Annotated in this window: 12 protein-coding genes; 2 read left to right on the top strand and 10 right to left on the bottom strand. The window is 55.2% G+C overall.

Annotated elements, in window-relative coordinates:
• Window positions 1-8 precede the first annotated feature (8 nt).
• Window positions 9-1,484, bottom strand: a complete 1,476-nt coding sequence (locus tag NMK_RS09735; protein ID WP_109015557.1) for an AAA family ATPase — start codon at window positions 1,482-1,484, stop codon at window positions 9-11.
• 400 nt (window positions 1,485-1,884) lie between these two features.
• Here NMK_RS09735 and NMK_RS09730 point away from each other — a divergent pair, with 400 nt between their 5' ends.
• The gene (locus tag NMK_RS09730; protein WP_146187162.1) at window positions 1,885-2,568 is read left to right on the top strand and encodes a hypothetical protein; all 684 of its coding nucleotides are present in this window, start codon (window positions 1,885-1,887) and stop codon (window positions 2,566-2,568) included.
• Window positions 2,569-2,602: 34 nt separating this feature from the next.
• Here NMK_RS09730 and NMK_RS09725 read toward each other — a convergent pair whose 3' ends face one another.
• The 9 genes from NMK_RS09725 to NMK_RS09685 form a co-directional block, all read right to left on the bottom strand.
• Window positions 2,603-3,901, bottom strand: coding sequence for a hypothetical protein (locus NMK_RS09725; protein WP_109015555.1), 1,299 nt, complete (start codon window positions 3,899-3,901; stop codon window positions 2,603-2,605).
• 2 nt (window positions 3,902-3,903) lie between these two features.
• A complete protein-coding gene (locus NMK_RS09720) occupies window positions 3,904-4,296 on the bottom strand; it encodes a hypothetical protein (RefSeq protein ID WP_181376226.1) in 393 nt (130 codons plus the stop codon).
• Between the two features lie 357 nt (window positions 4,297-4,653).
• Entirely contained in the window at window positions 4,654-5,163 is a 510-nt protein-coding gene (locus NMK_RS09715) for a hypothetical protein (protein WP_109015553.1), read from the bottom strand.
• 2 nt (window positions 5,164-5,165) lie between these two features.
• Window positions 5,166-5,780, bottom strand: coding sequence for a YcbK family protein (locus tag NMK_RS09710; RefSeq protein WP_109015552.1), 615 nt, complete (start codon window positions 5,778-5,780; stop codon window positions 5,166-5,168).
• A gap of 98 nt (window positions 5,781-5,878) precedes the next feature.
• The gene (locus NMK_RS09705) at window positions 5,879-7,345 is read right to left on the bottom strand and encodes a PhoH family protein (protein ID WP_109015551.1); all 1,467 of its coding nucleotides are present in this window, start codon (window positions 7,343-7,345) and stop codon (window positions 5,879-5,881) included.
• 102 nt (window positions 7,346-7,447) lie between these two features.
• A complete protein-coding gene (locus tag NMK_RS09700) occupies window positions 7,448-8,395 on the bottom strand; it encodes an MYG1 family protein (protein ID WP_109015550.1) in 948 nt (315 codons plus the stop codon).
• A 66-nt stretch (window positions 8,396-8,461) separates the two neighbouring features.
• Entirely contained in the window at window positions 8,462-9,427 is a 966-nt protein-coding gene (locus tag NMK_RS09695) for an AI-2E family transporter (RefSeq protein ID WP_146187161.1), read from the bottom strand.
• A 34-nt stretch (window positions 9,428-9,461) separates the two neighbouring features.
• The gene (locus NMK_RS09690) at window positions 9,462-9,794 is read right to left on the bottom strand and encodes a hypothetical protein (protein WP_109015548.1); all 333 of its coding nucleotides are present in this window, start codon (window positions 9,792-9,794) and stop codon (window positions 9,462-9,464) included.
• Between the two features lie 42 nt (window positions 9,795-9,836).
• Window positions 9,837-12,107 (bottom strand): DNA topoisomerase 3, encoded by a 2,271-nt coding sequence (locus NMK_RS09685; RefSeq protein ID WP_109015547.1) that lies wholly within the window; start codon window positions 12,105-12,107, stop codon window positions 9,837-9,839.
• 254 nt (window positions 12,108-12,361) lie between these two features.
• Here NMK_RS09685 and NMK_RS09680 point away from each other — a divergent pair, with 254 nt between their 5' ends.
• Window positions 12,362-12,643: a TraR/DksA C4-type zinc finger protein gene (locus NMK_RS09680; RefSeq protein ID WP_109015546.1), complete on the top strand. Its 282-nt coding sequence runs from the start codon at window positions 12,362-12,364 to the stop codon at window positions 12,641-12,643.
• Window positions 12,644-12,831 lie beyond the last annotated feature (188 nt).

Genomic DNA, 12,831 nt, shown 5'->3' with positions numbered 1-12,831 from the left:
GTACTGCTTTACTTGAAGCTGCCGTCAACCAAAGCCTTGTAGCGAGCCTCCTGGTCGGAGTCCAAAGGACCCAACTCGAAGTTCACCACCTGAGCAATTTCCAGCATGAGCTGTTTCTTGATTTGCGGGAGCCACTGGCGTGTCGTCGAATAACTTTTCTTGTCCCGCTTCGCTTTCATATGACAAGCGCGCAGAACATTACAAGCCAAGCGAGTCGTGGCTTCCTCATCCAGCGTGTTTTCAGCAACTGCCTGATTACACGCCTCGATGAACTTCCGGAACATCTCCGACAAATCGAACGGCATCCCATACTTGTCGAGGTTTTTCTCGACGATGGTCTTAGTCCGTTCAGGATTCGTGTTCATCAAGATGATTTGGAAACGTGCACGCACGCTTGGAGCAATCTTATCGAGGCCATAACGCGCCCCAATGTTGCTCGTAGCGACAACCCAGAACGAGTCAGCAGGCACTTCCACCGTCTCAATCTGGCCGATACCATCACCTAAATCGATGATGCGCCCAGTTTCGATGATGTACGTGTCCCGCTCGGTCAGCGACAACGGCGTATTGATGGTGGTTGCGTACAACGGGTTCATGTTGAGGAATTCGTCCATGCAGAGCACGACCTTCTTCCCCTTCTGAATCCAGTACACCGCCTCAGCCAACTTGCCCAACACTGTGTACACCTTGCCATTCCAGGCTCGGTCATGGGCGCGGAATTCCCACGCTTCCATGGAGGGATGCATTTGCATCTCCAGATACACCGCGTCGTACTTGTCAGCTGCCTGACGAGCCAGGTAGGACTTACCAGAACCACGTTCACCTGCCAGCATTACATGCTGAATGAAGGCTGCGTCATAGAACGCTTCCTCCTCAGGCGAGAGCGGACCAGTCGGCGACGACAACGATGTGTCATCTCCAGCCAGCCAACCCTGCAGCTCGGTAGCCATCTGCTCGAATTCTTCCTTCGGCGTGTTGGCCAGCACTGCTTGCGTGTGAGTGCAGTATGACCCATTACGCTTCTGCATCCGGAAAAATCCGCAGCTTGCCATGGCAGGAATCTTGCCAACCCAATCGCTCGCCTCGAGGAGGTTTGCGACCTTGTTGCTTACCTTGCCTTCCTTGCGCAACTGACTTGCCAGCGTCTTACCATCCGCACGAAATTCGCCAGATACCTGCTTATCCCCACAGTAAATACTCCACTGGGGTTTCGCCGAAACGGCACCACTCGTTGTGTCCATGACATCCATCATTCGGCAAAGCACCACAACCGCATACTCATCAGAACCCAGAGTCGCCTTAAAGAGTCGGCCGGAAACCAGCTCAACATCCTGACGGGGGCCTGCTGAAGTTCCGTCTGCACCCAGCGCGTCCTTCACAAGGACAAACGGGCCAGAGTACAGCGGGAACGTATTGGTCATAGGGTTAGCCTGGCCTTTGGACATGAGGTCAGGGACATTGTTAAACCACACCAAATTAGACATTGTTTCCTCCTTATAAATTAACTGTGCCCATCGCGCTTACGCACGGCGGGGAATATGTGCCTACGCAGTTGTATAGCGTAGAATAATATATAACGCAACCAACGGTCAACCTTGCAATTCAATGATTTGACGCTATACGGATTGTCAAATTTATTCATGGAGGAAACATTTATGGCTTCACAGTACCCTGCCACGTGCGGGGATTGTCGGCATTGGCAGGAAACCAAGGTTCAGTGTCCTGGTTACGGATACTGTTCACACCCCGCTGTCAGTCAAACGATGGTTCATTTCAACGTGCCTTTGTCAGTTTATTTACGGCCTGGCTCGGAACCTTGTGCTAAACACTCTTAACTCACCGAATCCCAGCTTTGCTGGGGTTCATTTTTTAGCGAGAACGCCTGTGGATTACATCAACCGGCCTCCCGGAAAACTGATTTCACGCCAGGCAATGACTTTGCCGGCCACCGCCACGCCAGATAGCGTGGATATCATCAATTGCTGCGTGCCCTACTGGGATGAACGCAAGTTCATTAGCGCGGGCGGCCAATACAAAATCGGCCTTGGCTATTACATCCCCAAGGATGCGTACCTGCACGACTTTGAGGAATGGCTTCCGCGTAAATGGCAGTACCGCGGCGAGCCCCCTGTGCCAGTGCTGCTGCCAGACATGTTGCCCTCCTCTGTGTGGGAGGCCAATCTGCGGCATATGCTTTCGGATGAGGAATGGGACCGGTTGCGCAAGTTCTGCTATCAGGCTGCCGGAAATACCTGCGTCGCCTGTGGTTCCCGTGGCGAGCCCCATATCGAGGCACATGAGGCGTGGAGCTTCGATGAGCGTACCGGCATTCAAAAGCTGAAGGCGCTTTTGTCCTTATGCCCTACATGCCATAAAGCGAAGCACCTGGGTTTCGCCCAGCGGATTGGTTTGTTGCCGCAGGTTCTGGACCGTCTCAAATGGCTCAATGACTGGGATGATGAGATGCTCAAAACTGAGCTGGCCAAGGTCCAAGCCAGGCAGGAGGAGTTGTCCAAACGTAACTGGACACTGGACTTGAGCTTCCTTCGAACGTACGGCGTACGCTGAAATGAAAAGGCCCGCGATGTGCGGGCCTAGTTGCTTAGCCTTGCTGCCGGCCCATTGAGAACTCTCGTTCGAGGGATTGGACCTTATCTCCGACCGCGTGCTGGGCGCCAGACTTCACCTTATCCCCTATCACTTTCGCGCTATCAGCAAGTTCCTGATGCGAGACATGAGACTTCGTGGGCTGCGAGGCGTCATGCCCGGTCATCTGGTCGTATTTATCCAGAATCTTGTCGGCAAGCCGGGACCCTAACTCGGCGCCCACTACCCCGCCAGCGACAGACAGGAAGCCAGCCCCAGCTACGGCGCCAGCGGCACCGCCTGCCACTGACATCGCCGCGCGGAACGCCTCACGGCCGATTTCAGAGCTTGAGTCGCCCTTCATGGCCGAGCCCGCCAAAATGGCGACCGAGCCCACGCCCTTGCTGGCCAGGCTGATTTGCTCACCGGCAGCCAGGGTCAGCGTACCAACGGCATGGCGCAGCTCTTTATCCCCAACAGCTTTATGCAGGAGGTCGAGCGCACCCTCGGATTTGGAGGCCAATTGTGCCACCCGATGAAACGTTTCTGGATTCTGCGCGAGCGTCGCGATGGCCATCAGCTTGCCACTATGCTCCGTTACAGCGGTTTTCAATGCTTCACGAGAGACACCATGCTCTGCCATCCAATTCATGGATTTGGATAGCGCCCCCTCCATCTCTGCGCGGATGCCCGTGGCCCCGGCCGTGGCCGAGCTCGATTGCATGTAGTTGCCAACCTTGTCGATGGCATGGTTGGCCATGACGCGAAATCCTTCCTTCTCAAGCGCGCGTTCCAGCGAATAGCCCACCACAGAGGACGAAACAGGGTCCATCCCGACTTCCTTACCCAGCTGGCGGGCGGCAAAGGCGGCCTGTGCTCGAGCGGCATGCAAAACCTCAGCCTTAACCCCCTCCGGGCCCGATAGATGATGTTTCGCTGCAAAATCCTTGGCGACGATATGCGCCGCCTTCTGGGTGGCCACGTCCCGAGATGCAGCATCCGGACGCTTGCCAGCCTCAATCAAGGCCTGCTTGAATTCTTCAAACGCCTTGGGAGACATGTTTCCGTTTCCGGGGGTTGCCGGGCCATCCGGGACATAGGGGAACCCAGGCGTATCGCCGATTTTGAATGAAGGCGAGTTAGGGCTTGCCGGAGCCCGTGCGTAAGGCTCGCCGGCTTCACGCAGCTGCACTACGGAGTCTCGCAGCTTTACGCGGTTCTCCTGCTCAGCCGCCCGGCGCTCATCCGCGTCACGTTGTTCTGCGCGCCGCTTCTCCTCGAGGATTGAAGCGTCCATCGGTTGTTCGAGAGCCATGATTACTCCTTGCTACGGTTTAGATATTCGCGGGGAAGCACGTCAGCCACCATTGGCCGGAATCCCCTGAGTTTCAACGCTTGAGCCAAGGCTTCATCAAATGCAGGGTCGGCGCTGCCAACTACCGGGCGCAGCTCGTCCATATTGCCGGCTTCAGCAAGGGCGGAAAGGTCATTGGCAATCTCCTTGGCCTGAAACCAGGCTGAACCGCCTTCTAGCCATTCTGGATAGCGGAATAAACCCCATTCGCGTGAATAATAGGGATGGCCATATGGCAATTCGTCCAAGCGCAAGTAGTAGCGCGCTGCCCGGCGGTCCACCGGCAACCGAAGCGCGGGGACTTTACCTGGATGGGTGTAGTCGACTAACTGCATAAAAGCCCTTTCTTGACGCAAAGGTCGTCCTTTGCCTGTATAGCATTCAAATTGATGGCTCTCGGGACAGTCTCATCTGGACAATGCCAGCATCCTTCGGAAGTTATCCAGCGACATCAACAGCGAAACCGCCGCCGAATACGTCAGGATGCCGAGAAACACATAGTCCCCAGCCAGAGATGGATGTAGCTCCGAACAAATCTCATTGGTCAGATAAAGAAGTGCGACGCCAAACGTCGCCTGCCAGCTAGAATCTCTGGAATATCGCAGGATGGCGCGATGACGCGCGTCCTCGACTTTGCTCTGAGGCGGTATACCGCCTGAAACTGCCATTTACCGAAAACCGAAAAATAGAATCTCGGTATAGCAAAACTTACGTTAATTGAATAACCAAAGCAGAAAAATAATCACCGCAAGACCGGGGGCAGCCACCTTGAAATCCTGCTTGCTGGGCCAGGAGGCCTGAAAGATGATGGAACAGATGCTGGTGCGCCAGAGCGACCCCAGGGTGTCGCCCGCTACGATAAAGGGATACGCCCAGTCCGCCACGAGCCAGATGGCCAGTGGCGCCAGCAACATGGGGGCCATGGCAGTAAACGGCGCATTCCACCAGCGCATGTTGGAAAACGCGACATAGCCCAGCGTCCAGCTCCCATCCGCATTCTGCTTGGGGAACAGGGACAGTTCACAGGGCTTGGCGCCCAGCACAAGGCCCACAATCCCGTGGCTAGCCTCATGCGTCACCGTGCCCACCCAGGAGACGAGCGCGAACGTCGAGGGGTGCATGGAGCTTCGCACCAAGACTATCGTCAACACCAACATGAGCACTTCAAGCGCAAGTGCAGCCGGAGGCAACGCGTCGAACCAGAATGCGAGGTAGGCTTGCATCGCTATCCCACTACACCCGGCAAATCCTGATGCCACCGGCGGGAAACGAGATGCCCGCGCCATAATCGGATACGGCCGGTATCGACATGCACAAACCCATCCTTCTCATAAATCCCCACCCCTCCTTGCGACAACCAGGCCATTAGCCTTCCCAAGTACCCCGCCGGCAAGCCGGGCACGCGGAAGTCTACCGCCTTTCCATAGAGATGTTGAGAGTTGCGAGCAGCGCCCTCCGTATGTGCGTTTGTTCTACGGCTGCGGTACCCAGAAAGAATTTGCAGCGGCTCGGTATACCCGAATTGCGCAAGGTAGTGCTGGGTCCAATCCAGAATGGCAATGAGCGTTGGGTCCATTTGCACCGCCTCATTGGCGTGAAAGTCCCGCAACAGCCAGCACAACTGCGGATAGGCGTTGTCGACCCACTGCCCATCTTGCAAATAGCTGAGCTGAAGTCGCTCCCTGGTTTCAGGGCGCCAAAGGTCGACGGTGCGAATCCCGGTTTTGAGGTCAAATCCAAACGCAGGCTCCGCCGCTTCCGCATTGTTTTGCAGAAGTTGCGATAGTAGCAGCCCGGCACCTAGCCCCAGGCCCATGCGTAAGAACTGACGACGGTCCATGCAGATAACTGATTTTTTGAACGGACTAGTATATCATTTAATGCTAGTTTTGCCGACAAAAAGGCGCCTCAAGGGCGCCTTTTTGTTTCGGTTGCACTTTAGTGCTGGTCGTTGCGGTCAGCGACCTCCTCAATGAAGGTGGCCAAGCGACTACGTTCACCCTGGCTCAGGATGAGATGTCCGGCATGCTCCCAGTCTTGCAAGCATTTCACTGCCCAGGCAAGGCCAGAACTGCCTTCGTCGAGATACGGGCTATCAACCTGGCTCAAGTTACCGGCAAGCACGACCTTCGTGCCTTCGCCAACGCGCGTGAGCAATGCGCGCATTTGACGCACAGTGAGGTTTTGGGCTTCATCGATGATGATGTACTTACCCTGGAAGCTTCGGCCGCGCATAAAGCTCATGGAGGCCATCTCCACGAGGGCCGCAGGCGGCACCCCATGCTTGTTTTGCCGAGGGTCGGTCGAAATGCCGAGCGCCGTGAAGGTGTCGCGCAGCGAACCTCCTAGCCAGGCATTCATCTTCTCTTCTTCCGTGCCAGGAACGTAGCCGATGTCTTCGCCCATGGGCACGGTCGCCCGGGTGACCAGAACGCCCTGATATTTACCCTGCTTCACCTGCTCCATACCAGCTGCCAGGGCCAGAAGCGTCTTACCTGTACCAGCCTGGCCAAGCAAAGCCACGCAATCGACATCCATGTCGCGCAACAGGTTGAGTGCCATGACTTGTTCGTCATTGCGTGCCGTCACCATCGTATCGCGGTCATCGAGGGGTCCCAGGGTGCTGTAAACGATGGATTCGTGAGCGGTATGGCTTTCGACGCGCCAAATCCGCGTGCGGCCCTTGCCCAGGTCCTCGGTCAGAAAGGAATTAACGGGTAGCTTGATGTTGATGGTCGTGTACTGGCGGCCATCCCGGCGCCAGAAGGTGGCATCCGTATCCTGGTAGGTAGTCCAGAAGTCTTCGTCAACACGCATGAAGCCAGGCGGAAGCACATCCTCGTCAGACAACACCTTGTCGCTTCGATAGTCTTGTGCCGGGATGTCGCAGGCCAGTGCTTTCACACGGAGATTGATATCCTTGGTCACCAGGACCGTGTTCCCATGGGTCTTGAGCAGGCACATGGCACAAGCCAGAATCTGGTTATCTGCCTTATCTTGCTCGAGCGCCGGAAGCTTGTCAGCCGTCTCGCAGTCTTCGGCGCTACGGAAGTAGAGCCTGCCCGTTGCAACGCCATTGGAGGCGCCTGAGAGAGAGAATCCCTCTTCCATCGAGCCATCCAGCAGGATGGTGTCGAGCTGGCGCGTTACTTGTCGGGCATTTCGCGCGATATCCGCAGTGCCCTTCTTGTGACGGTCGAGTTCTTCCAGCACGACGAGTGGAATGTAAACGTCATGCTCTTCGAAGCGGTAGAGGGAGGTCGGGTCGTGGAGCAGGACGTTGGTGTCCAGCACGTATTGCTTTTGCGGTACGGGGGCCGGCGCTGCGGAGGTCTTGCGTGGCTTTGGGGTTTTTACGGTCGAACGTGCTGCCTTGGAGGTTGATTGAGAATCCGGGGTGGCCATGAATACTCCGCTATTAAGTGGTCTTGAGTATAGGTCCGGAACCCGACATCCCTAACGCAAAAGCCCCTGGAAGAAGTCCAGGGGCTGATGGAGTAAAGCCTGCTACGCGACGAGACGTTCTTCGCGCGCAACATGTTCTATCGCGGTCATTGCCATCGAAATAGCACCTTCCATCGTTTCCGCACCAGCAAGGTGACGGGAACGGTGACAGAACACAGCAGTGTTTTCACCTGATACTGTAGCAAGAGCCGTACGTTCACGACCTCCCCATTGCGGAGGAAGCTTGATACGCGGGGTCATATCGTCGTTCACAGTTGCTCGAAGTTGCCATTGCGGACGCGACCCTTCGGATTCACCGACGGGGTATACCACAAACAACACCCCGGGCATCTCATTCGACACCACTTCCGACCAAGGCAAGCACTTTTCAAGTAAGAGTATCTGACCATCATGGATAGTTTCAGACGCCCGGACCTTGTCTCGTGCCATTACCTTGCCGGCATGACGCTTGATAAAGTTGGTGAGCAGCACTTGCGCCAGGTTCATTACCAACGGAAAGACATCCTCATCCTCCTCAAACCAGGAGGGGTTGAAGCTGCCAATTAACGCCGACAATGACGGACCCGCCGTTTTAATGCGAACACCGCAGTCAACTGCATCGATGTATCGAACGACTGATTCATCGATATGGGTGACAATCTCCTGGATGCTCTCAGCATTCAAGTCTGGATGCAATTTGCGCACAGCTTGTGCGCCGTAATGCTTCCAAACCAGTCCTGCTGTTGCATACGGCCATTCACCGCTAGCTGCATTACGGAAACCAGCACCTTCTGGCTGATGGTGGTCGAATAAACGCTGTTCAGCGTCATACCGGCCCCCTACATCCAGCAAGAATGTGTTGGGTGCCCCGGTGGCGGCTCTCAGAATGTCGAGGTCGCGCGTGCGGGTCACATGGACTTTCTGATAGATGATTTGCAAAATACCAGCTGCAAAAACATCATCTGCGTGCACAACCTTATCGTGCGTAATGATATTGATTTTAGTAGTCATAGAGCCTCTTACTTAAGTTTTGATTTTACCTAAGTTTGTATAGGCTTAAATGTGTCTTATTGCGAGTTATTTGGTTAGCCATGCGTGTCTGCGCAATTCGTTTTTAACAAAAGCGTAAAAAACAGGTGCCGCCGCCATGCCAATTGGCCCGAACAATAATTCGAAGCTGAACAGCATAATGAGGAGCTCCCAAGCTTGGGCCCCAATCTCATGCCCTTGAATCCTAGCATTCATGAAATATTCGAGCTTATGCACGACGACAAGAAAGCCGAGGGCTGCTGCTGCGGCAGGCAGCGAGACGCCGAGCGCCAGCGTACAAATAGCGGTATTCGATACCAAATTCCCGACAACCGGGATGAGGCTGCACAGGAAGGTGACTAGCACCATGGATTTAGCGAACGGGATGTGCCACCCGAACAATGGGCAGATGCCGAGCAGAAAAATACCGGTCAAGGCTGCATTAAGGCCTGCGATTTTACATTGGGCGAATGCGACGTGCTCAAAGGCAATTCCGAGCTGTTGCCATAGCTTCAACCATGTGGACGTGAAAGGAGCGAGTTTCTCGGCACATGGCTTCCGTACAGCCGCTAATACGCCTGCAATCCAGCCAATAAGCGTAAGCACCAGGGTATGCATCGCATGCGTTCCAATATCGGCCAGCGTACCGGCATGCTCTCGAAGTGAATCGGAAAATCGCTCCTTAAGTTCAAGGACCGTCTCTGGTAGCTGGGAGGCCACGGATAGAGGCAAATAATGCTTGGACTGCTTGATAGTAACAGCAAGGGTAAGCATCAATCCTTTGAGCGACTCCCCTTCGAGCAGATGTGCTACCCCCATGCCAATTGCCGCCAGTACGACGAACGAACCCAGCCCAACCAGGAGGCCGGCGAGATGCTCATGGCCCAGGATGAGCTGCATGTTCGGATAACGTTGCAGGAATCCCAGCAGATGACGGGTGAGCGCGAACGCCAGGAGGCCCGATAACAGCGCGGGGATGGTGTGCATACTCAAGGCAAGCAGCAGGGTTGCCACGAAGAGCACACTTGCCGCTGCGGGCTGGACCCATTTATTCATTTGCGGCTCCAGGGCGGGAAAGCTCCTGCGGGGCCAATCGATTAACACGGTTCAACCGGTTGAACAGCTTTACTGCGAGCCAATCCAGCCCAGACAGCGCAGCGCCTGCCAGCATGGCGGCGACCAGGGCACAGCCAATCAACATCCATCCTGCGCAGGTAACGAATACTACCGATGCGGTGACGCCGAAGCCGATGCCGCAAAGCGTGACCCAGATAGCCGTGAGAATTGTGGAGTCCAGCGAGGGCGCCACCCAGGGGGTGTAGTGATTAATAATCAGGGCGCCAAATATCAGCCCCAATCCGAATGTAAACAGCGTTTTCATAAGGTCCTTGATGAAAAGGCCGGCGTCCGCCGGCCTGGTTGGTTATTTGGTATCGGGCCAGATGCTGTGCTCGCACTTCGCCTTACCCTTGGCGAAGTAATTGGAGCAACTCAAGAACTGGCGACCGGGCGCCTTGCTAGCCGGTCCGCATACGCGCAGTTGCAACTCCCCCTTCTTGCACTTAGGGCACACCGCCCCGGATTCGTAGCCACCGATAATTACGGGGTCTTTAGGGAGGGCTGCTTTTTCGACCGGCTTGCCATCGACATCCTTGAAGGTTGTTTTACAAGCAGCGTTGGTGCAGCCAAAGAACCAGCCGAACTTGCCTTTCACCCGGTTCAGCGCGCTGCCGCATTTGGTGCACTTCTGCGCTGAAGCTTCAATGGTGAGGCCAGACTTCTTTCCAGCTGCCATCATCGACTTGCCCGCAAACCAGACTGGCACTTCCTTGACCAACTCGGTCAGCCACTTTTTCTGAGCGGCGATGAAGTCGAGATAGCCTTTTTCGCCAACCTTGCGAATGTCATCCATCGCCTGCTGCCAAAGGGCGGTCATGTCCGGCGCAGAAATCTGCTTCGGCAATACCTGAATGAGTTGTTCACCCAACTCCGTCGGCTTGATTTCCTTCTTTTCAAGCGTAATGAACTTGCGGCCGAACAATTCACCAATCACATTGGCACGCGTGGCTTCGGTACCAATACCGACGTTTTCACGCAAAATAGCCTTGAGTTTTGGGTCGGTCACAAACTTGTGCACCGACTTCATTGCGGCGACGAGCGTACCTTCAGTAAATCGCTTGGGAGGCTTGGTCGTGGTGCTGTCGAAACCCGCATCCTTGACCTTCAGCACGTCGCCCTTCGCCACTTTCGGCAGGGTCACGCTGCCAGCGGCCTCTTCTTCCTCCTTGTCATCCGGGGATGTGAAGGCGTCTTTCCAACCGCGGGAGGTATACACTTTACCAGTGACTTTGAAAGCTTCCTTGGCGCACTCCAGCAGGATTTCAGTGGTTAGGAATTCCGCCGCAGGGAAGAACTGAAGCAGATAGCGTTTTGCGATTTCAGTCCACACCAACAGTTCCTGGCTGGATAGTCCCACCAATTGAGAGGTGGTGACCGGCCGAGGCACAATGGCGTGGTGCGCTGTCACATTCTTGTCGTTGAAAGCCCTGGACTTGAGGGTGGTGTTGGCTTTGCCAGCAGCACCCCCGATAGCGGGCAACCGCGAACTGGCACTATCGATGCTGCGAACGATATCCGAAGCTTCCGCATGCTGGGAAACCGGCAAGTATTCGCAATCGGTACGTGGGTAGGTCGCAATTTTCTTTTCGTACAGGCTCTGGGCGTACTTCAGGGTGTCCTGCACCCCGATGCCATACCGTCGTGAGAGGTGCTCCTGCAGCGACGACAACGAGAAAGGCAGCGGCGGATTTTCTCGGCCCTTATCCGACTGGACATCCTTTACGGTTGCCGTAGCGGCAGCCTTGCACGCGGACACAATCCCATCCGCAACCTTACGGTCGAGTAACCGCCCTTCTGAATCCAGCCTTGAATCTTCTTTGTCCGGGTACCATGCCGCGCGGAACTGAGGGGTTGTAGCGAGATGGATAAATGGGGTGAAGTAATTGACCGGCTTGAAATGTCTGATTTCCCACTCACGGAAAACGATGAGCGCAAGGGTCGGTGTCTGAACGCGGCCTAAGGTAAGCGTGGCATTGCCGCCATTCATCTGGGATGAAAGCGTGCAGGCACGGGTACCATTAATTCCGTAGAGCCAGTCTGCGTGTGACCGGGCCAGAGCCATCCAGTAATAGCCCTTGTAATGCTCATTAGGCTTGATGTCCTTCCACGCCTTGGCAATGGTGGCATCGTCCACGGCGGATAGCCACAAGCGGTTGACCGGGACCTTGCAGCCCGCCCAAATCAGGAACTCATCCTGCAGGAGTTGGCCCTCTTGGTCAGGGTCGCCTAATCCAATCACCTCGGTAGCCGAATCGAGCAGCGACTTCAGGGCTTTAATTTGAGCCATCTTCCCGCTGTCAGGCTTACCGGTTTCACGGTCAACCCGTGGCTTTAGCTGCCATTTCTCAGGAATGATGGGCAGGTGGTCGAAAGACCAAGCCTTGAACCGTGCATCGTATTCGTGGGGCTCGATGTTCTCGAGCACGTGCCCGAACAACCAGGAAACGTTGTAGTGGCCAACAACGATATGTGAGCCAGCTGACCGCACAGTAAGGCCGAAGGTATCTGCCAACCAGGCGGCAAGCGCCTTAGCTACCGACGGTTTCTCGGCAATGATAAGAGTAGATTTAGACACGTGGTTCCTTGGTCAAAGAAATGCCTCGTAGGAGCCGAGGTATTACAAGGTATAGGCCAATTATACCACCAAATGCATAAAACGTCAACTTATGGGATAGCCCATCTTTACTGGGGTTGAAGCATTAGCACTATACCTTTCAACTGACGAGCGTCGCCCAGGGCGCTCCCAGCCTGATTAAGACCCGGCCTCTGCCGGGTTGCTTCTTATCCATCGGCCAGCTGGGCATGGCTGAGCTTTAAGGAAGTTTCAAAATGCAAGAGCGTCACGCCGACCCTATCGATGAGGCCACCGCCTTAGCTGCAACCCTCACCGAAGGAGCTATTGCCGCGGCTCGCCGCGCCTCGGCGCCAGAATCTCATCCTGACTTCGATGGGGAGAATTGCCTGGAATGCGGAGATGAAATCCCAAAAGACCGATTGGCCTTGGGTAAGATTCGATGCGTTAAATGCCAAACCGACCTGGAGCATCGTCGGAAACAACAGGCTAACTTTGGATGGGGGGCCGGGCAGCCGGTTTGGTCCGAGCAAGATTAATCCAACAAAAATTCGGCCTCACGACAAGGGTGTCAAGGAAACTTGGCGCCCTTTGTCACGTATACGTTACACGCGACGTAATTTTAAAGGTCGGGCCTGTAACGATTAATGTTAACCCCGATGTCATGTTGCACCATCTTAGTGCATTTTATGTAACGTTGGCGTGACAGCATGTAGTAAGTTTATTG

The sequence above is a fragment of the Novimethylophilus kurashikiensis genome (assembly GCF_003112435.1).
Classification (GTDB): domain Bacteria; phylum Pseudomonadota; class Gammaproteobacteria; order Burkholderiales; family Methylophilaceae; genus Novimethylophilus; species Novimethylophilus kurashikiensis.
This window is presented reverse-complemented; position numbering and strand designations above follow the sequence as displayed.

Excerpts from the sequence above, each read along its gene's own strand:
- NMK_RS09735 (WP_109015557.1), bottom strand. The coding sequence starts at position 1,484 with ATGTCTAATTTGGTGTGGTTTAACAATGTCCCTGACCTCATGTCCAAA.
- NMK_RS09725 (WP_109015555.1), bottom strand. The coding sequence starts at position 3,901 with ATGGCTCTCGAACAACCGATGGACGCTTCAATCCTCGAGGAGAAGCGG.
- NMK_RS09715 (WP_109015553.1), bottom strand. The coding sequence starts at position 5,163 with ATGCAAGCCTACCTCGCATTCTGGTTCGACGCGTTGCCTCCGGCTGCA.
- NMK_RS09710 (WP_109015552.1), bottom strand. The coding sequence starts at position 5,780 with ATGGACCGTCGTCAGTTCTTACGCATGGGCCTGGGGCTAGGTGCCGGG.
- NMK_RS09705 (WP_109015551.1), bottom strand. The coding sequence starts at position 7,345 with ATGGCCACCCCGGATTCTCAATCAACCTCCAAGGCAGCACGTTCGACC.
- NMK_RS09700 (WP_109015550.1), bottom strand. The coding sequence starts at position 8,395 with ATGACTACTAAAATCAATATCATTACGCACGATAAGGTTGTGCACGCA.
- NMK_RS09690 (WP_109015548.1), bottom strand. The coding sequence starts at position 9,794 with ATGAAAACGCTGTTTACATTCGGATTGGGGCTGATATTTGGCGCCCTG.
- NMK_RS09680 (WP_109015546.1), top strand. The coding sequence starts at position 12,362 with ATGCAAGAGCGTCACGCCGACCCTATCGATGAGGCCACCGCCTTAGCT.